The following is a 21,845-nucleotide window of genomic DNA, read 5'->3' as shown; positions in this document are numbered from 1 at the left end:
CGGAAGCTAAGCCTGCCAGCGCCGATGATACTACCCAACCCGGGTGGAAAAGTAGGACACCGCCGAACACACATTAACCTGTGCCCCCCGAATTCGTTCGGGGGGCACAGGCATATCTACAGCAGGCATTTCTACGGCGGCAATGAGATTTGCGAATCGACGCCGATATCCGAATTGGCGATCCATTGTTGAGGAAATGTGGCTTCGTCCGAATCCGGAAAAGTCCGCTATATCCGCTGAAATGCGGAGAACGCCGGGCTTGTGATGGCCTCGGGGCGCGACATTGCCACGGCGCGACATTGGCACGGCGGACATCGGCACCGTAGACATTGGCACAGTCGCGGTCGCTGTTGGGCGCACCGGGGACGCGACAGTCGGCCCCGTATCCTTTATTGACCGGGGAACAACGCGGAGGGCGGTACTGGTGAGCCAAGGCAACGGTGCGGATCGGCGGCCGCGTTCGGGCGCAGGTGGGCCCGCGGGTGGGCCGCAGCGGCGGCCGCGCACCGGCGCGCAGGCACCACGGTCCGCCGGACCCGGCCGGGGACGGCGGGCACAGCCCAACCCCGCGGCGATCAAGGCCACCGCCAAGGACACCGCCAAGGACACCACCAAGGACACCATGGCCGGGCAGGGGCCGGTGATCCCGCCCGAGGTGGAAGCCAAACAACTGGCCCCGGAGGTGCGCCGCGAACTGTCCACGCTGGATCGCACCACCGCCGACACGGTGGCCCGGCACCTGGTAACCGCCGGCACACTGTTGGACGAGGACCCCGAGGCGGCGCTGCAGCACGCCCGCGCCGCTCGGGCGCGGGCAGCGCGCATCGCCGCGGTGCGCGAAGCGGTCGGGATCGCCGCCTACCACTGCGGCGACTGGGCGCAGGCCCTCGCGGAGCTGCGTGCCGCGCGACGGATGGGCAGCAAATCGCCGCTGCTGCCGCTGATCGCCGACTGCGAACGCGGTCTCGGGCGCCCGCAGCGGGCCGTCGAGTTGGCGCGGGGTTCGGAGGCCGCGGAACTCATCGGCGACGAGGCCGACGAACTACGTATTGTCGCCGCCGGGGCCCGGGTCGACCTCGGGCAGCTCGAGGCCGCCCTGGCGGTGCTGACCACACCGCAGATCGACCCCGACCGCACCGGCGCGATCGCGGCCCGGCTCTACTACGCCCACGCCGAGATCCTGCTGGCCCTGGACCGCACCGACGAAGCACTGCAGTGGTTTTTGCGCAGCGCGGCCGCCGACGTCGACGGGGTGACCGACGCCGAAGACCGCATCGGTGAACTGGGCTGACATGGCGACCCTCGTCGACGACTTCGACTGCCTGCTGCTCGACCTCGACGGCACGGTGTTCCGCGGGCATGAGCCCACCGACGGAGCGGTCGAGGCGCTGGCGGCCACGACGGCGCGCACCCTGTTCGTCACCAATAACGCCTCCCGCAGCGCCGAACAGGTCGCCGAGCATTTGGGTGAACTCGGGTTCGACGCCGGCGCCGACGACGTCATCACCAGCGCGCAAAGTGCCGCGCACCTGCTGGCCCGCCAGATCCCACCCGGTGCAGCGGTGTTGGTGGTCGGCACCGACGCGTTGGCCGCCGAGATCCGGGCGGTCGGGCTGACACCGGTGCGCCAGTTCGCCGACGACCCGGTGGCGGTGGTGCAGGGCCATTCTCCCGACACCGGGTGGGCGCAACTGGCGGAGGCCGCGCTGGCGGTGCGCGCCGGGGCGCTGTGGGTGGCGTCCAACGTCGACCGCACCCTGCCGTCGGAGCGGGGACTGCTGCCCGGCAACGGATCGATGGTCGCCGCGTTGCAGGCCGCCACCGACACCACCCCCCAGATAGCCGGCAAACCCGCGCCGACGCTGATGACCGACGCGTTGGAGCGCGGACAGTTCGCCAGGCCGCTGGTGGTCGGTGACCGGCTCGACACCGACATCGCCGGGGCCACCGCGACCGGGTTGCCCAGCCTGATGGTGCTCACCGGCGTCAACACCGCCCGCGACGCGGTCTTCGCCGTCCCCGAGCAACGCCCGACCTACCTCGGAGCCGATCTGCGCGCCCTGCACCGCGGCGCCGAAACGGTGGCCATCGCCGCACACCCGAGCTGGCGGGTCACCGTCGAGGACACCACCGTGACCGTGGCGTGCGCCGCTGCCGACGCCACCGGCGACCCGCTGGCGGTGGTGCGTGCCGTGGCCCGCGCGGTGTGGGACGCCGCGCCCCGGCGACACCGGCGCACGGTCGTGGCCGGCGACGACGCCGCACGCACGGCGCTGGACCGCTGGTCGCTGCTCGACGACCCCGATCGACTAGCGTGAGAGCCGTCATGAGTACCGAACCCGACCAGATTCGCACCCAGATCGATGCCCTCCTCTCCCCGCTGCCCGACGCCGACGACCCGGCCCTCATCGATGCCGACCTCGCCGGGATCGCGCGGCAACTCTCCGAGGCGCACGATGTGCTGGTGCACGCCCTGGAATCGGTGGAGAAAGGCTGAGTGTGTCGTGGCGCGGCGCGCCCGTGTTGACGCCGAACTGGTCCGCCGGGGCCTGGCCCGAAGCCGCCAGCAGGCCGCGGAGTTGATCAGCGCCGGCAAGGTCAGCATCGACGGGATGCCGGCGGCCAAAGCGGCGACCGCGGTGGCACCGACAGCGAATCTCACCGTCGACACCGCCGCGGAGCCCTCCTGGGTTTCGCGCGGCGCTCACAAGTTGATCGGCGCGCTGGACGCCTTCGCCATCGACGTGACAGGCAGACGCTGCCTGGATGCCGGCGCCTCGACCGGCGGTTTCACCGAGGTGCTGCTCGACCGCGGCGCGCGTGAAGTGGTCGCCGCCGACGTCGGCTACGGACAGCTGGCCTGGGTGCTGCGCTCCGATCCGCGGGTGCAGGTGCTCGAGCGCACCAACGTGCGCAGCATCACCGCCGAACTCCTCGGCGGCCCGGTCGATGTGGTGGTCGCCGACCTGTCGTTCATCTCGCTGGCCACGGTGCTGCCCGCGCTCATCGCCTGCGCGACCCCCGACGCCGATATCGTGCCCATGGTGAAACCGCAATTCGAGGTCGGCAAGGGCCAGGTGGGTGCCGGGGGCGTCGTCCACGACCCCGAGCAGCGCGCCGAGGCCGTACTCGCCGTCGCCGGTCACGCCGAACAGCGCGGCTGGCACACCGTCGGCGTCACCGCGAGCCCGCTGCCAGGCCCGTCGGGCAATGTCGAATATTTCCTGTGGCTGCGCGCGCGCACCGAGCACCCGTTGACCGGGACGGCGCTCGACGACGCCGTGCAGTCCGCCGTCGTGGAAGGACCGCAATGACCCCAGAGCGCACCATTCTGTTGGTGGTACACACCGGCCGCGACGACGCGACCGACACCGCGCGCCGGGTGGAGAAGGTCCTCGGTGAACACGGCATCGGGTTGCGCGTGCTCTCCGCGGAAGCCGTCGACCGGGGCGGGCTGCAACTGGCGCCGGAGCACACCCGCGCGATGGGATTCGACATCGAGGTCGTCGACGCCGACGACCACGCCGCTCACGGCTGCGAGCTGGTGCTGGTGCTCGGCGGGGACGGCAGCTTCCTGCGGGCCGCCGAGCTTGCCCACAACGCCGGCATCCCGGTGCTCGGCGTCAACCTGGGGCGCATCGGGTTCCTCGCCGAGGCGGAGGCCGAGGCGATCGACACCGTGCTCGATCACGTCATCGCCCGCGACTACCGGGTCGAAGACCGCATGACCCTCGACGTCGCGGTGCGCGCCGGCGGCGACGTGATCGACCGCGGCTGGGCGCTCAACGAGGCCAGCCTGGAGAAAGGTCAGCGGCTCGGCGTGCTGGGCGTCATCGTCGAGGTCGATGCGCGGCCGGTGTCGACCTTCGGCTGCGACGGGGTGCTGGTGTCCACCCCCACCGGCTCCACCGCCTACGCGTTCTCCGCGGGGGGGCCGCTGCTGTGGCCCGACCTCGACGCCATCCTCGTCGTGCCCAACAACGCCCACGCGTTGTTCGCGCGGCCGATGGTGACCAGCCCGCACGCCACGATCGCGATCGAACTGGAGGCCGACGGCCACGACGCGATGGTCTTCTGCGACGGGCGCCGTGAGATGCGGGTTCCCGCCGGCAGCCGCCTGGAGGTCACCTGCGGGCGCACCCCGGTCAAATGGGCCCGCCTGGACAGTGCGCCGTTCACCGACCGCCTCGTCCGCAAGTTCCGGCTGCCGGTCACCGGATGGCGCGGGCAGTGAGGGCCCGACGGTGCTGACCGAGATCCGGATCGCCTCGCTGGGGGCGATCAGCGCCGCGACCGCGGAGTTCGGTCGCGGCCTGACCGTGCTGACCGGGGAGACCGGCACCGGTAAGACCATGGTGGTGACCGGACTGCACCTGCTCGGTGGCGCGCGCGCCGACGCCAACCGGGTCCGCTCCGGCGCCGACCGCGCCGTGGTCGAGGGTCGCTTCGCCACCACCGACCTCGACGAGCAGACCGCCCGTCACGTCGCGGAGATCCTCGACTCCTGCGGTGGTGACCCCGACGAGGACGGCAGCGTGATCACCTCCCGATCGGTCAGCCGCGACGGCCGGTCACGGGCCTACCTCGGTGGGCGCAGCGTCCCGGCGAAGTCGTTGAGCGGGTTCACCGCGGGTCTGCTCACCCTGCACGGTCAGAACGACCAGTTGCGCTTGATGCGCCCGGAAGAGCAGCGCGGCGCCCTGGACCGCTACGTCGGAGTCGGCGACGAACTGGAGACCTACCGCAAACTGCGCGACCGCTGGCTGGCCGCCCTGCGTGACCTCAGCGAACGCCGCCGACGGGCCCGCGAGTTGGCCCAGGAGGCCGACCGGCTGCAGTTCGCCCTCGAGGAGATCGCCGAAATCGACCCGCAGCCCGGCGAAGACGACGCCCTCACCGCCGAGATCCGCCGCCTCTCCGAGTTGGACACGCTGCGCGGCGCGGTCGCCGGGGCGCGCGCTGCGCTGGCCGGCGCCGACGAAGCCGACGACCCCGCAGCCGCGACATCGTCGGTGTCCAGCCTGCTCGGGCAGGCCCGCACCGCCCTCGACGGCACCGACGACCGCGCCCTGCGCGACCTCGCCGCCCAGCTCGGTGGTGCGCTGACCGTCGTCGCCGACGTCATCACCGAACTCGGCGACTACCTCGGCGCGCTGCCCGACGATGCCAGCGCCCTGGACACCAAACTGGCCCGCCAGGCCGAGTTGCGCACCCTGACCCGCAAATACGCCGCCGACACCGACGGGGTGCTGGCCTGGGCGCGCGACGCCGGTGACCGGCTGGCCACCCTGGATGTCTCCGAGGAGACCCTGGCCGAGTTGCAGCGCCGCACCGACGACCTGGCCGCCCAGGTGGGTCAGGCGGCCTCGGCGCTCAGCGCGCTGCGCCACGGGCACGCCGCCGGGCTCGCCGGGGCGGTCACCACGGAATTGGCCGGGCTGGCCATGGCCGACGCCGAGTTCACCGTCACCGTCGGAACGGTCGCAGCCGCCGACGACGACCCGGCCGCGCTCACCCTGGCCTCCGGGGAGAAGGTCCGTGCCGGCGCCGACGGCATCGACCAGGTCGAGTTCGGCTTCACCGCCCACCGCGGCACCACCGTGCTGCCGTTGGCCAAAAGCGCCTCCGGTGGGGAGCTGTCTCGGGTGATGCTGGCGATCGAGGTGGTGCTGGCCACCGCGACGCGCCGCTCGCACGGCACCACCATGGTGTTCGACGAGATCGACGCCGGTGTGGGGGGCCGGGCCGCCGTCCAGATCGGACGGCGGCTGGCCCGGTTGGCGCGCACCCACCAGGTCATCGTCGTCACCCATCTGCCGCAGGTCGCCGCCTACGCCGACGTGCACCTGACGGTGGCCGGCACCGCAGCCGACGGGGCCAGCGATGTGTGCCGCCTCGATGCAGACCAGCGGGTCGCCGAACTGGCCCGGATGCTGGCCGGGCTCGGCGAATCCGACAGCGGACGCGCCCACGCGCGTGAACTGCTCAGCACCGCGCAATCGGAGATCACCGACCTCGAGGCGCCGCCGGCCGGCCCCTGACCCCGGCCGCCGACCGACCCCTGACCCCGGCCGCCTCCCTGTGGCGAATGTGACGGGATGTGACTATTGAGGCTGGTGTTACGGCGCGCCTCCCGGACGGGAGCGGCTTTGGCCGACAGAATCGCCCCATGAGGATGTCAGCGCTGCTTTCCCGAAACAGCTCGCGACCCGGCATCGCCGGAACGGCACGGGTCGACCGCGATATGGATCGGCTGCTCCGTCGGCTCTGCCCGGGCGACATCGCCGTCGTCGAGGCGCAGGACCTGGACCGGATCACCGCCGATGCCCTGGTGGAAGCCCAGGTCGCCGGTGTCGTCAACGCCGCGCCGTCGATCTCGGGGCGCTACCCCAACCAGGGGCCGGAGGTGCTGGTCGCCAACGGTGTCGCGCTGTTCGACGAGGCGGGCCCCGAGGTCTTCAAGAAGATCAAGGACGGCGCCAAGATCCGGCTCTACGAGGGCGGTATCTACTCCGGTGACCGTCGGCTGATCCAGGCCTCCGAGCGGGCCGACCACGACATCGCCGAGCTGATGCACGAAGCCAAGAGCGGGCTGGTCGCCCACCTCGAGGCGTTCGCGGGCAACACGATCGAGTTCATCCGCAGCGAAAGCCCGCTGCTCATCGACGGCATCGGCATCCCCGACGTCGACATCAACCTGCGCCGCCGCCACGTCGTGCTCGTCGGCGACGAGCCGTCGGCGGCCGATGACCTCAGGCTGCTCAAACCGTTCATCAAGGAGTACCAGCCGGTGCTGCTCGGCGTCGGTGCGGGCGCCGACGTGCTGCGCAAGGCCGGTTACCGGCCCCAGCTGATCGTGGGGGACCCCGAACTCATCAGCACCGAGGTCCTCAAGTGCGGGGCCGAAGTGGTGCTGCCGGCCGACGCCGACGGGCACGCCTCCGGCCTGGAACGCATCCAGGATCTCGGAGTGGGGGCGATGACGTTCCCGGCGGCCGGCTCGCCGATGGATCTCGCACTGCTGCTGGCCGACCACCACGGTGCCGCGCTGCTGGTGACCGCCGGTCACAGCGCGAGCATCGAGGAGTTCTTCGATCGCACCCGCCAGCAGAGTAACCCGTCGATGTTCCTGACCCGCCTGAAGGTCGAGGACAAGCTCGTCGACGCCAAGGCCGTGGCCACCCTCTACCGCAACCGGGTCTCCGCAGGCGCCATCGCGTTGCTGGTGTTCACCATGCTGATCGCGGTCATCGTGGCGCTGTGGGTGTCGCGCACCGACGTGTCGGTGCTGCACTGGATCACCGACTATTGGAACCACTTCGCGGCGTGGGTGCAGGGCTGGATCACCTAGGCGGCCGCGGTGATTTCACTACGGCACCATGTGATCTCTTTGGCCGCAGTCTTTTTGGCGCTGGCCGTCGGCGTGGTCCTGGGTTCGGGGTTGCTCTCGGACTCGCTGTTGTCGGGGGTGCGCGCGGAGAAGAAGGATCTGCGCAGCCAGATCAGCGAACTCAACGACGAGAAGAACGCGCTCAACGAGAAGCTTGACGCTGTCAACGATTTCGACGCGTTGGTGGCCGGTCGCATCGTGCGTGACGCACTGGCCGGCAAGTCGGTGGTGATCTTCCGGGCGCCGGACGCAGACAGCGACGACGTCGAATCGATCACCCGTACCCTGGGCCAATCCGGGGCGACCGTCACCGGGACCGTGTCGTTGACACAGGAGTTCGTCGACGCCAACTCCGCCGAGAAGCTGCGTTCGGTGGTGACCTCTTCGGTGCTGCCCGCCGGTGCCCAACTCAACCCCGCCCTGATCGACCAGGGGTCACAGGCCGGCGACCTGCTCGGCATCGCCGTGCTGATCAACCGCGACAAGGCGGTCAAACCCGCCGACGACGCCCAACGCGAGACCGTGCTCGCCGCGCTGCGCGACACCGGATTCATCTCCTACGGCGATCAGCGGATCGGTGCGGCCGACGCCGCCCTGGTGCTCACCGGCGGTGCCGTCGCCGATGACGCCGGCAACCAGGGCGCCAGTGTGGCGCGCTTGGCCGCGGCGCTCGCCCCGCGGGGGGCCGGGACGCTGCTGGCCGGTCGGGACGGGTCGGCGTCGGGGTCCGCGGCGGTCGCGGTGACCCGCGCCGACGCCGGAATGGCCGCGGCGGTGAGCACCGTCGACGACATCGACACCGAGGCCGGACGCATCACCACGGTGCTCGGGCTGGCCGAACTCGTCGGCGGCGGCCATCCCGGCCAGTACGGCATCGGCCCCGGGGCGACGGCGGTCACCGTCGCCCAGTGAGGCGGGTCGGGCGTGTCAACGCCGACCGCTCCGGCCGGGTGTTAGGGTGAGATTCCGTGGGTCGGCAGGCCCCACTAGCACAAGCTAGGTCTCGCCCTGCGCGTCGTCACGGAGGTGGCTGTTGCCAACACTGCGCAAGCACCCCTACATCGCCACTCACTATCTGTTCGTCACCGGTGGTGTCGCCTCCTCGCTGGGCAAGGGGTTGACCGCCAGCAGCCTTGGGCAGTTGTTGATCGCCCGCGGGCTGCAGGTCACCATGCAGAAACTCGACCCCTATCTCAATGTGGACCCGGGAACGATGAACCCGTTCCAGCACGGCGAGGTCTTCGTCACCGAGGACGGCGCGGAGACCGACCTCGACGTCGGCCACTATGAGCGTTTCTTGGACCGCAACCTGTCGGCCACAGCCAACGTCACCACGGGGCAGGTCTACTCCACGGTGATCGCCAAGGAGCGCCGTGGTGAGTACCTCGGTGACACCGTGCAGGTGATCCCGCACATCACCGATGAGATCAAGTGCCGGATCCTGGCGATGGGCGAGCCCGACCAGGACGGGAACCGGCCCGATGTGGTGATCACCGAAATCGGCGGCACCGTCGGCGATATCGAGTCCCAGCCGTTTTTGGAAGCCGCCCGCCAGGTCCGCCACGATGTCGGCCGGGATCACTGCTTTTTCCTGCACGTCTCGCTGGTGCCCTACCTGGCGCCGTCCGGTGAGCTCAAAACCAAACCGACCCAGCACTCGGTGGCCGCGCTGCGCAGCATCGGTATCACCCCAGACGCGTTGATTCTGCGATGCGACCGCGACGTCCCCGAACCGCTGAAAGAGAAGATCGCGCTGATGTGCGACGTCGACATCGACGGGGTGATCTCCACTCCCGATGCGCCGTCGATCTACGACATCCCCAAGGTGCTGCACCGCGAAGAACTCGACGCCTACGTGGTGCGCAGGATGAACCTGCCGTTCCGTGACGTCGACTGGACCGAATGGGACGATCTTCTCTCCCGGGTTCACGACTCTCACGAATCGGTGCGAATCGCATTGGTGGGCAAATACATCGAGCTCTCCGACGCGTATCTGTCGGTTGCCGAGGCGTTGCGGGCCGGCGGTTTCAAGCACCGCACGAAGGTGGAGATCCGCTGGGTCGCCTCCGACGACTGTGAAACGCCCGCCGGTGCCGTTGCCGCGCTCGGCGACGTCGACGGGGTGCTCATCCCCGGCGGGTTCGGGATCCGCGGCATCGAAGGCAAGCTCGGCGCGATCCGCTACGCCCGTGCGCGCGGTCTGCCGCTGCTGGGCCTGTGCCTCGGTTTGCAGTGCATCGTCATCGAGGCCGCCCGGTCGGTCGGTGTCGACGGCGCCAACTCCGCCGAATTCGACCCCGACACCCCCGATCCGGTCATCTCGACGATGGCCGACCAACAGCAGGCAGTGGCCGGCGAGGCCGACCTCGGGGGCACCATGCGCCTGGGTGCCTACCCGGCGGTGCTGGAGGCTGATTCTCTTGTGGCCCAGGCCTATCAGGCCACCGAGGTGTCCGAACGGCACCGACACCGCTACGAGGTCAACAACGCCTACCGGGAACGGATCGCCGAGAGCGGTCTGCGGTTCTCCGGGACCTCACCCGACGGCCACCTCGTCGAGTTCGTCGAATACCCCGCCGACGTCCACCCGTTCCTGGTCGGCACCCAGGCCCATCCCGAATTGAAGAGCCGACCCACCCGGCCGCACCCGCTGTTCGTGGCGTTCGTCGGCGCGGCCATCGACTACAAGGCCGCCGAGCGGCTTCCGGTGGAGATCCCCGACCATCACGCCAACGGTGCTGAGCAACCGCTGTTGGAAGAGCCCGCCGCTCGTGGCTGAGCACGTCTTCGAGACCGTCTCCTCGCAGCTGCTGCACAGCGGCAAGATCTTCGCGCTGCGCGCCGACGAAGTGCGCATGCCCGGCGGAACGACCGCGACCCGCGAAGTCGTCGAACACTACGGGGCGGTGGCGATCGTCGCCCTCGACGACGACGACAACATCCCACTGATCTACCAATACCGGGTGCCGTTGGGGCGCCGCCTGTGGGAACTGCCCGCGGGCCTGCTCGACGCCGACGGTGAGGAACCGCACCGCACCGCCGCACGCGAACTGCAGGAGGAGGCCGGCCTGCAGGCCAGCACCTGGCAGGTGCTCGTCGACCTCGCTTCGACCCCGGGGTTCAGCGACGAGTCGGTGCGGGTGTTTTTGGCCACCGGGCTGCGTGAGGTCGAGCGCCCGGTCGCCCACCACGAGGAGGCCGACCTGCAGCTGCGGTGGTATTCGCTGGCCGAGGCGGTGGCCGCGGTGATGGCCGGTGAGATCGTCAACGCGATCGCGGTCGCCGGCATCCTCGCCGCCCACGTCGTGCGTACCCAGGCCGGCACGCCGCGGCCCCTCGACGCGGCCTGGGTGGACCGGCCCACCGCGTTCGCCGCCCGACGGGAGCGATCGTGACCGCCGCCCAAGCCGCCCCGACCGCTCTGGACGGCCAGGTCGACGGGTATCTGGCGCATCTGACGATCGAGCGGGGCGTGGCGACCAACACGCTGAGCTCCTACCGGCGCGATCTACGTCGCTACGGTGACTACCTGCGCGAGCGCGGCATCGACGACCTCGGCAAGGTCAGCGAGGCCGATGTCAGCGAGTTCGTCATCGCCCTGCAGCGCGGCGACTCCGAGGCGGGCCTGAGCCCGCTGTCGGCGGTCTCGGCCGGACGGGCGCTGGTCGCGGTGCGCGGTCTGCACCGGTTCGCCGCGGCCGAAGGGGTGGCGCCGCTCGACGTCGCCCGCGAGGTCCGCCCGCCGAACGCGGGGCGCCGGCTGCCCAAGAGCCTCAGCGTGGACGAGGTGCTCGCGCTGCTGGAAGCCGCCGGGGGAGACCGGCCCTCCGACAGCCCGTTGACCCTGCGCAATCGGGCGCTATTGGAGGTGCTGTACTCCACCGGCGCGCGGATCTCCGAGGCGGTCGGGTTGGATCTCGACGACATCGACACCACCGACCGTTCGGTGTTGCTGCACGGCAAGGGCGACAAACAGCGGTTGGTGCCGATCGGGCGTCCCGCCGTCGCCGCGCTGGAGGCCTACCTGGTGCGCGGACGTCCCGGGCTGGCCGGGCGCGGCCGCGGAACACCGGCGGTGTTCCTCAACGCCCGGGGGGGACGGCTGTCGCGGCAGAGCGCCTGGCAGGTGCTGCACGACGCCGCCGAGCACGCCGGGATCAGCGCCGCGGTCTCCCCGCACACCCTGCGCCACTCGTTCGCCACCCACCTGCTCGACGGGGGCGCGGACGTGCGTGTCGTGCAGGAGCTGCTCGGCCACGCCTCGGTGACCACCACCCAGATCTACACGCTGGTCACCGTGCACGCGCTGCGCGAGGTGTGGGCCGGCGCCCACCCGCGGGCCCGCTAACGCGTCCCCAGATACCGCGACTCGAGCACCAGATCCGGGATCAGGCTCTGATACTCGGCGTGCGCCTTGTGCTCCACGGTGTCGAACAGCACGGACTGCTGTTCGCGCATGTACGCCCGGTATTTCGGGGCGCCGGGCACCAGGATGTTGTCGGCGACGACGATTGCGCCCTGACGCAACCCGTCACGCTCGAGGATGCTCTGCAGGTCGGGCAGGTAGGCCACCTTGTCGTGATCGAGGAACAGAAAATCCAGGCTCCCCGGCGTCAGACCGTGATCACGCGCCAGGACGTCGAGGGTGCGCCCACCGTCGCCGATGGTGCCGACCACACAGCTGACCCGGTCGGCCACCCCGGCGTGTGCCCAGACGGTGCGGGCGTTGGCGGCGTTGGCCTCGGCCAACTCCACCGACACCACCCGCGCCTGCGGGGCCGCGCGGGCGATCCGCAGAGCGCTGTAGCCGGCGTAGGTGCCCAACTCGACGGCCAGGGCCGGCTCGGCGCGCCGCACCGCGGCGTCGAGCAATTCGCCCTTCTCGTCGCCGACGTTCATCAACATCGACTTGTCGTAGGCGAAGCGGTCGATCGTGGCGATCACGTCATCGATGTCGCCGGCGCGGGCGTTGGCCAGCACATAGCGCACCACCGCGTCCTCACGGCCGTCACCGACTTGACCGGTCCTGGAGATGTTGCGGGGCAAGGTCACCATCCGCAGCACCGACCAGCGCAGGAACGGGAAGCGCTGTTTGAGACTCATGGCACCCAGCCTATGCCGCCGGGCCGGTGATCTTGCCTGTGGACCGGTGCCGACCCGTTAGACTTTGGCCGATGTCCGCCACCACCTCAGCACCGAGTCGTTCGACGGGCCCCGGGCGCCGATGACCAGCGATGCTGACGGCGCCGTCGAGGTGGGCCTGACCGGCCGGCCGCCGCGCGACATCCCCGAACCGCAGCCGCGGAGTTCACACGGGCCCGCGCAGGTCATCGCGATGTGCAACCAGAAGGGCGGCGTCGGCAAGACGACCTCGACGATCAACCTCGGGGCCGCGCTCGCCGAATACGGACGCCGGGTGCTGCTGGTGGATCTCGACCCGCAGGGGGCGCTCTCGGCGGGCTTGGGGGTGCCGCACTACGAGCTGGAACGCACGGTGCACAACCTGCTGGTGGAACCGCGTGTCTCCACCGACGAGGTGCTGATCGGCACCCGGATCAAAAACGTCGATCTCATCCCGTCGAACATCGACCTGTCCGCCGCGGAGATCCAGTTGGTCAACGAGGTGGGGCGCGAGCAGTCGCTGGGCCGGGCGCTGCACCCGGTCATCGACCGCTACGACTATGTTCTGGTCGACTGCCAGCCGTCGCTGGGGCTGCTCACCGTCAACGGGCTGGCCTGCGCCGACGGTGTGATCATCCCGACCGAGTGCGAGTACTTCTCGCTGCGGGGGCTGGCGTTGCTCACCGACACCGTGGAGAAGGTGCGCGACCGGCTCAACCCCAAACTGGAGATCAGCGGCATCCTGGTCACCCGCTACGACCCGCGCACCATCAACTCCCGTGAGGTGATGGCCCGGGTGGTGGAACGCTTCGGTGATCTGGTCTTCGACACCGTGATCACCCGTACCGTCCGGTTCCCGGAGACCACCGTGGCCGGCGAGCCGATCACCACGTGGGCCCCGAAATCCGGCGGTGCCCAGGCCTACCGTGCGCTGGCCCGCGAGGTCATCGACCGGTTCGGCGCCTGAGGTGAGCGCGGAGGACACCGCCGACCCGCAGGGATTCCAGGTTCGGCTGACCAACTTCGAGGGCCCGTTCGACCTGCTGCTGCAGTTGATCTTCGCCCACCGACTCGACGTCACCGAGGTGGCGCTGCACCAGGTCACCGACGACTTCATCGCCTACACCCGGGAGATCGGGGCGCAGCTGGGGCTGGAGGAGACCACGGCGTTCCTGGTGATCGCCGCGACCCTGCTCGATTTGAAGGCGGCGCGACTGCTGCCGGCCGGGCAGGTCGACGACGAGGAAGACCTGGCGCTGCTGGAGGTCCGTGACCTGCTGTTCGCCCGGCTGCTGCAGTACCGCGCCTACAAGCACGTCGCCCAGATGTTCGCCGAGCTGGAGGCCGCCGCACTGCGCAGCTATCCACGGTCGGTGTCGCTGGAGGACCGCTTCGCCGACCTGCTGCCCGAGGTGATGCTGGGGGTCGACGCGCAGCGCTTCGCCGAGATCGCCGCGAGTGCCTTCACCCCCCGGCCGGTGCCGACGGTGGCCACCGGTCACCTGCACCAGGTCAGCGTCTCGGTGCCCGAGCAGGCACAGCGGCTGCTGGCGATCCTGGAGACCCGCGGCAGCGGCACCTGGGCGTCGTTTCGCGAGCTGGTCGCCGATTGCGAGGTGCCGATCGAGATCGTCGGACGCTTCCTGGCACTGCTCGAGCTGTATCGGGCCCGGGCGGTAGCATTCGAGCAGGCAGAGCCACTTGGTGTGCTCCAGGTTTCGTGGACCGGAGAACGTCCGACCGCTGGAGACCTCGATGAACTGGTGAAAGCAGACAACCCGACATGACCCACGCCGACGACGACGCGCGCCCCGACGACGACGCTCTGGGCATCGATGTCGCCACCGCCGAACTCGATGACGCCGAACTCACCGCGGTTCTCGAGGCGCTGCTGCTGGTGGTCGACACCCCGGTGGCCACCGAGTCGCTGGCCACCGCCACCGAGCAGCCCGTCGACCGCGTCGCCGGGCAGCTGCGCGTCATGGCCGAGGAGCTCACCGCCCGCGACAGTGGCATCGAGCTGCGGGAGGCCGGTGGGGGCTGGCGCCTGTACACCCGGGCGGCCTACGCCCCGTATGTGGAGCGGCTGCTGCTGGACGGGGCGCGCTCGAAACTGACCCGCGCGGCGCTGGAAACCCTTGCGGTGGTGGCCTACCGGCAACCGGTCACCCGAGCGCGGGTGTCGGCGGTGCGCGGGGTGAACTGCGATGCGGTGATGCGCACCCTGCTGGCGCGGGGCCTGATCACCGAGTCCGGTCCCGACCCCGACACCGCCGCGGCGACGTTCGCCACCACCGAACTGTTTCTCGAGCGACTCGGATTGTCCTCGCTGTCGGACCTGCCCGACATCGCCCCACTGCTGCCCGACGTCGACAGCATCGACGATCTGAGCGAATCATTGGACAGTGAGCCCCGTTTCATGAAACTCGGTGGCGGAACGGCTGATCAGCCGCTGACCTTCGACGTGGACCAATGACCGAGGGAATCCGCCTGCAGAAGGTGCTCTCCCAGGCCGGGGTGGCCTCACGGCGGGTAGCGGAGAAGATGATCCGTGACGGGCGCGTCGAGGTCGACGGGCAGGTGGTCACCGAACTGGGGACCCGGGTGGACCCGGAGTCGGCGGTGATCCGCGTCGACGGCGCACGGGTGACCGTCGACGAATCGCTGGTGTATCTGGCGTTGAACAAGCCCCGCGGCGTTTATTCGACGATGTCGGATGACCGCGGCCGGCCCTGCATCGGCGATTTCGTCGAGCACCGGGTGCGGGGCAACAAGAATCTCTTCCACGTCGGGCGCCTCGACGCCGACACCGAAGGGCTGATCCTGTTGACCAACGACGGGGAGTTGGCACATCGGCTGATGCATCCGTCTTACGAGGTGCCGAAGACTTACTTGGCAACCGTTTTGGGCACCGTGCCGCGTGCGCTGGGCAAGAAACTACGCGCCGGGATCGAGTTGGAGGATGGCCCGGCACGGGTGGATGATTTCGCAGTGGTCGACGCGGTACCCGGGCGCACACTGGTGCGACTGACACTGCACGAAGGCCGCAACCGGATCGTCCGACGCCTGTTGGCTGCGGTCGGGTTCCCGGTGCAGGAGCTGGTCCGTACCGACATCGGTGCCGTCACGCTCGGCGAACAACGACCGGGGAGCATCAGACCATTGCGGCGCAACGAAATCGGACAACTGTATAAGGCGGTCGGGCTGTGAGCGCGTTGAGGATCTCCGTGGACGGGCCGGCCGGCACCGGGAAGTCCTCGGTGTCACGAGGGTTGGCGCGCGCGTTGGGATCGCGCTACCTCGACACCGGTGCCATGTACCGGATCGTGGCGTTGGCGGTGTTGCGGGCCGGTGTCGACCCGGGCGACTCCGCCGCAGTGGCCGGACTCGTGCCCGCCGTGCGCCTCTCGGTCGGCGCCGATCCTGACGGCGACCGTTTCTATCTCGCCGATGAAGACGTCTCCGCCGAGATCCGTGGCGCGGAGGTGACGCGAGCGGTCTCTGCGGTCTCGGCGGTACCGGAGGTGCGGCAGCGACTCGTGGAGTTGCAGCGACAGTTGGCGGCCGGTCCCGACGGCATCGTGGTGGAAGGACGCGATATCGGCACCGTGGTGCTCCCGGACGCCGAGCTGAAGATCTTCCTCACCGCCTCGGCGGAGACCCGGGCGCGGCGACGCAACGACCAGAACGTCGCCGCCGGACAGCCCGACGACTACCCCGGGGTCCTCGCCGACGTGCAGCGTCGCGACCACCTCGACTCCACTCGCGCGGACTCGCCGCTGCTGCCCGCCCGCGACGCCGTCATCGTCGACACCAGCGCGATGACCGAGGCCGCGGTCGTCGAGCACCTGATCGCGTTGGTCGATGAGCGCAGCGGGGTACGCCGATGAGCACCACCGGCTCCGACGGGACGTGGAGCGACGAAAGCGACTGGGAGATCGGCGACCTCGATGATTCAGGTGATGCCGATTCATCGGCCGAGCTGTTGGCGCCGCCTCCGGTGGTGGCGGTGGTGGGCCGGCCCAACGTCGGCAAATCCACACTGGTCAACCGGATCCTCGGGCGTCGCGAAGCCGTCGTCCAGGATCTCCCCGGCGTGACCCGCGACCGGGTGTCCTACGACGCCAACTGGACCGGCCGGAACTTCGTCGTGCAGGACACCGGGGGATGGGAACCCGACGCCAAGGGGCTGCAGCAGCTGGTCGCCGAGCAGGCGGCAGTGGCCATGCGCACCGCCGACGCGGTGATCCTCGTCATCGACGCCGTCGTCGGCGCCACCGGCGGCGACGAGGCGGCCGCGAAGATCCTGCGCCGATCCGGCAAGCCGGTGTTCGTGGCGGCCAACAAGGTCGACAACGAACGCGGCGAGTCCGACGCGGCTGCGCTGTGGTCGCTGGGACTCGGTGAACCGCACGCGATCAGCGCCATGCACGGCCGCGGAGTCGCCGACCTACTCGACGAGGTGGTCGCCGCGCTGCCGGAGGTCACCGGGGTCGCCACGGCCGGCGAGGGCGGGCCGCGGCGGGTGGCGCTGGTCGGCAAGCCGAATGTCGGTAAGAGCTCGCTGCTCAACAAGCTGGCCGGCGACCAACTGTCGGTGGTGCACGACGTGGCCGGCACCACCGTCGACCCGGTCGACTCGCTGATCGAGTTGGGCGGGCGCACCTGGCGATTCATCGACACGGCCGGGCTGCGGCGCAAGGTCCGCCAGGCCAGCGGGCACGAGTTCTACGCTTCGGTGCGCACCCATGGGGCGATCGACGCCGCCGAAGTGGTGATCGTGCTGATCGACGGATCCGAGCCGCTGACCGAGCAGGACCAGCGGGTGCTGACGATGGTGATCGAGGCCGGGCGCGCGCTGGTGTTGGCGTTCAACAAGTGGGACCTAGTCGACGAGGACCGTCGCTACGTGCTGGAACGCGAAATCGATCGTGAACTGGTTCAGGTGCGGTGGGCGCAGCGGGTCAACATCTCCGCACGCACCGGACGTGCCGTGCAGAAACTGGTGCCCGCCTTGGAATCGGCGCTGCGGTCGTGGGATACCCGCGTGCCCACCGGGCGGCTCAACACCTTCCTCAAAGAGGTCGTCGCCGCGACCCCGCCGCCGGTGCGCGGCGGCAAGCAACCACGGATCCTGTTCGCGACCCAGGCCACCGCGCGCCCCCCGACGTTCGTGCTGTTCACCACCGGATTCCTGGAGGCCGGCTACCGGCGTTTCCTGGAGCGGCGGTTGCGTGAAGAGTTCGGCTTCGAGGGCAGTCCGATCCGGATCAACGTGCGGATGCGGGAGAAGCGCAAGAGCCGCTGACCGCGCGGCACCGCGTAAGGTGCTGTCGATGTCATGGTTCGAGTTGGCGCTGATCACGCTGGCCGGACTCGGTGCCGGGGCGATCAACTCGCTGGTGGGCACCGGCACCCTGATCACCTTCCCCACCCTGATCACCCTGGGCTATCCGCCGCTGACCGCCACGATCTCCAACGCGGTCGGCCTCGTCGCCGGCGGCGTCTCGGGCACCTGGGCGTATCGGCGCGAGTTGCGCGGGCAATGGACGCGGCTTCGCTGGCAGCTCCCCGGTTCGCTGCTGGGCGCGGTCTGCGGTGCGTGGCTGCTGCTGCACCTGCCCGAGCGGGTGTTCAACCGGGTGGTGCCCGCGCTGCTGGTGTTGGCGTTGGTTCTGGTGGTGGTGGGTCCCGCCATCCAACGGCTGGCGCAGCGGCGCGCAGCGGCCGCAGGACGTTCGCTCGAGCAGCTCAGTCGGGGCCGGCTGGTGGCGTTGACGATCGGCACGTTCGCCGTCGGGGTGTACGGGGGTTATTTCTCTGCCGCCCAGGGGATTCTGCTCGTCGGGGTGATGGGGGTGCTGCTGCCCGAGTCGATGCAGCGGATGAACGCCGCGAAGAACCTGCTGGCGCTCGTGGTCAACACCGTCGCCGCCAGCGCCTACATTCTGGTGGCCGCCGACCGGATCAGCTGGGTGGCGGCCGGGCTGATCGCCGGGGGATCGCTGGTCGGCGGGTTCCTCGGCGGGCACTACGGCCGACGGCTCTCCCCGACCGCGCTGCGGGCGGTGATCCTCGTCGTCGGGCTGATCGGGTTGTGGCGGCTGCTGACCGTTTGACCCGTGCCGTGCCGTGCCGTGGCGCTCAGCTCTGCCGGCGGTCGCGCCACCGCTCGAACCGGTTGCGCCGACCACCCAGCGCGGACAGTACCGCGTTCATCGAGGCGGCCGCAGGTCGGGGGCGACTCGTCTTGGTCGCCGGGATCGGTGGAGCGTCGCCGTCCCACCACACCGGGTCCAACAGCGCACCCATCACCGGCACCGCCCGTTCGGTGCTGCGGTGTCCCCACCGGCAGGCGCGGTCGATAGCGTTCGTCGACGGAGCCAGGTTCACCGGCGACAAGGTGGGAGTGAAGCGGACCAGGTGATCGGCGTAGGGGGCGTTGCGCACCATCTGCAGCGAGATCGCCTGGGTGATGGGGACCAGCCACAGGTTGCGGGGATCCCACTGCGGATGGAAGCAGTCGAACGCCAGGTAGCACGCGTTGCGTGTACCGAGGCGACCGTCACGGACCCGTTTCCAGGCCAACTCGACCGGGACGTTGCTGGCCGCTCCGCCGTCGACGAGGGCACCCACGTCGTTGTCGGCGAGTATCTCGTCGAAGAACGGCACCATCTCCGGGTCGGCGGTCTCGTGGTGCAGCACACCGGGGATCGCCGAGGAGAACGACGCCGCGTCCACCACGTTGACATCGGTGCGCGGGTTGTCACCGCCGATGACGATCGGGGTCACCACCCGCGGATCGATGAACGCCGCCGTCTGCCACAGCCGGGCCGCCACCTGCGGACCCAGCCCGATCGGCAGATAGGGCAACGAACGCAGCTGTAGCGCGGCCAGCCGCTGCTGACGGTACCGCGACGGCAGTGCTGCAAACGGCTGGCGCCGCACCCCGGCGACCACCGCGTCGAACGGCACGTCGAGATCCGACAGCCGCATCAAGGCGCCGTCTTCGCGCCGGAACATCGCGTCGGCGAACCTGTCGAACCGCAGGGAGAACACCCCGGTCAAACCGTGGGTGCGGTTCCGGGACTCCGGGCCCAGGATGGCGCGGAAGGACACCGACTTGGCCCACTGGACGTATTCGTCGATCGGCACCGGCAAGGTGCGCGCCACCACCGAGCCCAGCACCGATCCGAACGAGGAGCCGATCAGATAGTCGGGGACCTGGCCGGCCTCCAACAGCCGCTGCATGCCACCGATGTAGACGAACCCGGCACCGCCGCCCCCGCCGAGCACCGTGACCAGCTTCTTGTAGCCGACCTCGGCGTCCAGCTCATCCGGTGAGAAGTCGTCGCCGTGCCGGTCGAGGAGAATCCGGCGCTGCTCGTCCTGGTCGTCGCGCAACGCCGCCAAGACCTCGCGGGCGTCGATCAGCGCCGTGACGGGGTCCTGTTGCTCGCGCAGCGGGCCGCGCAGCGTGTCGGCCACCCGGGTGCGCCAGGGTGTGAGCTCGCCGCCGACCGACACGTCCCCACGACCGCGGGTGCCGCCCGGGCCGGCCGCGCCGGGTTCGAAGTCGGCCAGCCGGGCGAAGTTGAGCAGGTAGCGCAACCGGCGCAGGTCCTCGGCGGCCAACACATCGGGGTTGGCCAGGTGATGGCGGACCAGCCGGTTCTCCATCTTCTGCAGCAGCAGGGTGTCATCGGAGGTGTCGACCTCGTCCTCGACGACCTCCTGATCGAGCGGGAGGGCGAAGTCCTGGCCGGTGTCGGCGTCATCGACCGGCTCTTCCGGTCGGCGCAACCCGGTGCGGGCGAGCACGGTGTCGACAAAGGGGATCTGCATGGGGCCCGCTTCCTGGTAGTGACGCGTTGCGCAGCCGAAGCAATCTCGACAGCCGAGCCTACGTGGTGGGTCGTGGATGGGCGCGGTGGGCGCGGCGGGTGGGAGCCGCACACCGGTGATGCGGGGCCGGCGCCGGGCGTGCGGTAGGCTTTCGACCTGCCGCCGGAGCGTTTCGACGGCACCGGGCTGTGGCGCAGTTTGGTAGCGCACTTGACTGGGGGTCAAGTGGTCGCAGGTTCAAATCCTGTCAGCCCGACCATATGACCAGCGCAAACGTAAGCGTTGGCGACAACATGGCAACAGTGACGTGGCCCTGAATGAAAGGGCCCACCATGTCCACCACCAGTCACCCCGCCAGCATCGAGACCTGGCGCGATGTCGCCGACCAGCTCACCGACGCCGAAGTCAGCGAGTTCGAGGCCGCTGAGCAAGCCGGCGAACACCACCGCATCCTGCGCGAGAATGCCCGCGCCGCGGTCTGGGGCCGCCAGTACGCCCACATCGCCGCCCCCGCCGGCACCAACCGTACCCACGAATGGGAACAGTTCGCCGCCGACGAACCACCCCAACGGCTCATCACCGGAGACCGCTGGCCCGGCCGCACCGTCACCCTCACCGCGAACGGCTTCCAACGCTGCGACGGCATGATGCGGAGCCGGTGGGTACACGTCTACGTCAACCCATCGGATGACACCCTCACCGCCGACGAGGCGCGCGAACTCGCGGCCCGGCTCGTCGAGGCCGCCGACTTCCTCGACGGCTTCGGGTGCCAGAGGGAGGTGTAACGATGATGAAACGTCACCGCGAGGACTTCTGGCCAGCCGGTCTATGGGAGGACGACGCGGGCTACCGATTCGACGATGAACACACCAACGACGACGGCGAGGTCACCTACGAGCAATACCGTTCGGCGGCGGGCGCAGTAGGGCGCAACAATGCCCCGGCGCTCCTGTCGGAGCTATACGGGCAGGGGCAGTTAGACCTCTGGTCGTGTCCAGGCGCTGTCATCGACGCATGGACCGGCCACGATTGGCCTACCCGCGTCCTCCCGCCGAGCGATTGGGTGGACTACTTCGAAGAGGCTGGCTACACCCACAACGGCAAGCCAGCACCCCGGCCCGTCGAGCCTGTCACTGTCTACCGTGGGTGCTCGCACGACGCCCGACACGGCATGTCATGGACGACGGACCTCGACATGGCGAAACGATTCGCCAGCGGGGAGATGTGGGCATACCCCATCAAGGGGAACGTCTACATCGCCACCATCGAGCCCACCCACCTGCTGGCCTATGTCGATAAGGAAAGGCGTGGGGAAGCTGAGTACGTGGTGGACCCCATAGCCCTCAGCGATGACACGGTAAAAATCCACCCGGTGTAATCACCAGCGGTACATCAGGAACGGCCCTCTGGAGGGTCAAGTCCACGGGTGTGGTGTACGACGTCGTCGCATGATTCTTCGTTGAGATGGTTCAGGCGGTCAGTGCCGCCG

Annotated in this window: 22 protein-coding genes and 1 tRNA gene; 21 read left to right on the top strand and 2 right to left on the bottom strand. The window is 69.7% G+C overall.

Going from position 1 to position 21,845, the window contains the following annotated elements; genetic code table 11:
* Window positions 1–574 precede the first annotated feature (574 nt).
* The 11 genes from B8W67_RS17905 to xerD all read left to right on the top strand — a co-directional run bounded on the left by B8W67_RS17905 (window position 575) and on the right by xerD (window position 11,738).
* Window positions 575–1,291: a hypothetical protein gene (locus tag B8W67_RS17905; protein ID WP_234806814.1), complete on the top strand. Its 717-nt coding sequence runs from the start codon at window positions 575–577 to the stop codon at window positions 1,289–1,291.
* Window position 1,292: 1 nt separating this feature from the next.
* Complete coding sequence (locus B8W67_RS17900) at window positions 1,293–2,318, top strand: HAD-IIA family hydrolase (protein WP_069393835.1); 1,026 nt, start codon at window positions 1,293–1,295, stop codon at window positions 2,316–2,318.
* 8 nt (window positions 2,319–2,326) lie between these two features.
* On the top strand, window positions 2,327–2,497 hold the full coding sequence (locus B8W67_RS21000; protein ID WP_165607813.1) for a hypothetical protein: 171 nt from the start codon (window positions 2,327–2,329) through the stop codon (window positions 2,495–2,497).
* A gap of 7 nt (window positions 2,498–2,504) precedes the next feature.
* The gene (locus B8W67_RS17895; RefSeq protein ID WP_069393834.1) at window positions 2,505–3,314 is read left to right on the top strand and encodes a TlyA family RNA methyltransferase; all 810 of its coding nucleotides are present in this window, start codon (window positions 2,505–2,507) and stop codon (window positions 3,312–3,314) included.
* A complete protein-coding gene (locus B8W67_RS17890) occupies window positions 3,311–4,234 on the top strand; it encodes an NAD kinase (protein ID WP_069393833.1) in 924 nt (307 codons plus the stop codon). The genes B8W67_RS17895 and B8W67_RS17890 overlap by 4 nt, the downstream gene beginning before the upstream one ends.
* Before the next feature lie 10 nt (window positions 4,235–4,244).
* A complete protein-coding gene (recN, locus tag B8W67_RS17885) occupies window positions 4,245–6,041 on the top strand; it encodes a DNA repair protein RecN (RefSeq protein WP_085305408.1) in 1,797 nt (598 codons plus the stop codon).
* 128 nt (window positions 6,042–6,169) lie between these two features.
* Window positions 6,170–7,351 (top strand): putative cytokinetic ring protein SteA, encoded by a 1,182-nt coding sequence (gene steA / locus B8W67_RS17880; protein ID WP_069393831.1) that lies wholly within the window; start codon window positions 6,170–6,172, stop codon window positions 7,349–7,351.
* 9 nt (window positions 7,352–7,360) lie between these two features.
* Window positions 7,361–8,302, top strand: a complete 942-nt coding sequence (locus B8W67_RS17875) for a copper transporter (protein WP_069393830.1) — start codon at window positions 7,361–7,363, stop codon at window positions 8,300–8,302.
* A 130-nt stretch (window positions 8,303–8,432) separates the two neighbouring features.
* The gene (locus B8W67_RS17870; protein ID WP_109561828.1) at window positions 8,433–10,169 is read left to right on the top strand and encodes a CTP synthase; all 1,737 of its coding nucleotides are present in this window, start codon (window positions 8,433–8,435) and stop codon (window positions 10,167–10,169) included.
* The gene (locus B8W67_RS17865) at window positions 10,162–10,785 is read left to right on the top strand and encodes an NUDIX domain-containing protein (RefSeq protein WP_085305404.1); all 624 of its coding nucleotides are present in this window, start codon (window positions 10,162–10,164) and stop codon (window positions 10,783–10,785) included. The genes B8W67_RS17870 and B8W67_RS17865 overlap by 8 nt, the downstream gene beginning before the upstream one ends.
* Window positions 10,782–11,738: a site-specific tyrosine recombinase XerD gene (gene xerD / locus B8W67_RS17860; RefSeq protein WP_085305402.1), complete on the top strand. Its 957-nt coding sequence runs from the start codon at window positions 10,782–10,784 to the stop codon at window positions 11,736–11,738. Before B8W67_RS17865 ends, xerD begins: the two co-directional genes overlap by 4 nt.
* Here the strand turns inward: xerD and B8W67_RS17855 are convergent.
* On the bottom strand, window positions 11,735–12,493 hold the full coding sequence (locus B8W67_RS17855; RefSeq protein ID WP_085305400.1) for an O-methyltransferase: 759 nt from the start codon (window positions 12,491–12,493) through the stop codon (window positions 11,735–11,737). The genes xerD and B8W67_RS17855 overlap by 4 nt on opposite strands.
* Window positions 12,494–12,614: 121 nt before the next feature.
* Between B8W67_RS17855 and B8W67_RS17850 the strand changes: the two genes are divergently transcribed.
* From B8W67_RS17850 to B8W67_RS17820, 7 genes are read left to right on the top strand one after another with little or no spacing between them, the layout of a single operon-like run.
* Window positions 12,615–13,478, top strand: coding sequence for a ParA family protein (locus B8W67_RS17850; protein WP_069393837.1), 864 nt, complete (start codon window positions 12,615–12,617; stop codon window positions 13,476–13,478).
* 1 nt (window position 13,479) lies between these two features.
* Entirely contained in the window at window positions 13,480–14,298 is an 819-nt protein-coding gene (locus tag B8W67_RS17845; RefSeq protein ID WP_069393826.1) for a segregation/condensation protein A, read from the top strand.
* Window positions 14,295–14,987: an SMC-Scp complex subunit ScpB gene (gene scpB, locus B8W67_RS17840; RefSeq protein WP_085305398.1), complete on the top strand. Its 693-nt coding sequence runs from the start codon at window positions 14,295–14,297 to the stop codon at window positions 14,985–14,987. The genes B8W67_RS17845 and scpB overlap by 4 nt, the downstream gene beginning before the upstream one ends.
* Window positions 14,984–15,721: a pseudouridine synthase gene (locus tag B8W67_RS17835; protein WP_069393824.1), complete on the top strand. Its 738-nt coding sequence runs from the start codon at window positions 14,984–14,986 to the stop codon at window positions 15,719–15,721. The genes scpB and B8W67_RS17835 overlap by 4 nt, the downstream gene beginning before the upstream one ends.
* Complete coding sequence (gene cmk / locus B8W67_RS17830) at window positions 15,718–16,401, top strand: (d)CMP kinase (protein WP_085305396.1); 684 nt, start codon at window positions 15,718–15,720, stop codon at window positions 16,399–16,401. Before B8W67_RS17835 ends, cmk begins: the two co-directional genes overlap by 4 nt.
* Window positions 16,398–17,819 (top strand): ribosome biogenesis GTPase Der, encoded by a 1,422-nt coding sequence (gene der / locus B8W67_RS17825; RefSeq protein WP_085305394.1) that lies wholly within the window; start codon window positions 16,398–16,400, stop codon window positions 17,817–17,819. The genes cmk and der overlap by 4 nt, the downstream gene beginning before the upstream one ends.
* Before the next feature lie 28 nt (window positions 17,820–17,847).
* Window positions 17,848–18,630 carry a sulfite exporter TauE/SafE family protein gene (locus B8W67_RS17820; RefSeq protein WP_085305410.1) on the top strand — a complete coding sequence of 261 codons (783 nt, stop codon included), beginning with the start codon at window positions 17,848–17,850 and terminating at the stop codon, window positions 18,628–18,630.
* A gap of 25 nt (window positions 18,631–18,655) precedes the next feature.
* On the opposite strand, the gene B8W67_RS17815 is transcribed toward B8W67_RS17820, so the two are convergent.
* Window positions 18,656–20,356, bottom strand: coding sequence for a patatin-like phospholipase family protein (locus tag B8W67_RS17815; protein ID WP_085305393.1), 1,701 nt, complete (start codon window positions 20,354–20,356; stop codon window positions 18,656–18,658).
* 182 nt (window positions 20,357–20,538) lie between these two features.
* Here B8W67_RS17815 and B8W67_RS17810 point away from each other — a divergent pair.
* The 3 genes from B8W67_RS17810 (at window position 20,539) to B8W67_RS17800 (ending at window position 21,734) form a co-directional block, all read left to right on the top strand.
* Window positions 20,539–20,615 (top strand) — tRNA-Pro (locus tag B8W67_RS17810).
* Window positions 20,616–20,688: 73 nt separating this feature from the next.
* On the top strand, window positions 20,689–21,141 hold the full coding sequence (locus B8W67_RS17805) for a hypothetical protein (protein WP_085305391.1): 453 nt from the start codon (window positions 20,689–20,691) through the stop codon (window positions 21,139–21,141).
* Window positions 21,142–21,143: 2 nt separating this feature from the next.
* Window positions 21,144–21,734, top strand: a complete 591-nt coding sequence (locus B8W67_RS17800; RefSeq protein ID WP_085305389.1) for a hypothetical protein — start codon at window positions 21,144–21,146, stop codon at window positions 21,732–21,734.
* Window positions 21,735–21,845 lie beyond the last annotated feature (111 nt).

Origin of the sequence: Mycolicibacillus koreensis (assembly GCF_002104795.1) — a bacterium.
Taxonomy (GTDB): domain Bacteria; phylum Actinomycetota; class Actinomycetes; order Mycobacteriales; family Mycobacteriaceae; genus Mycobacterium; species Mycobacterium koreense.
The sequence above is the reverse complement of the archived record's forward strand: the minus strand, read 5'-3'. Positions and strand labels throughout refer to the sequence as shown.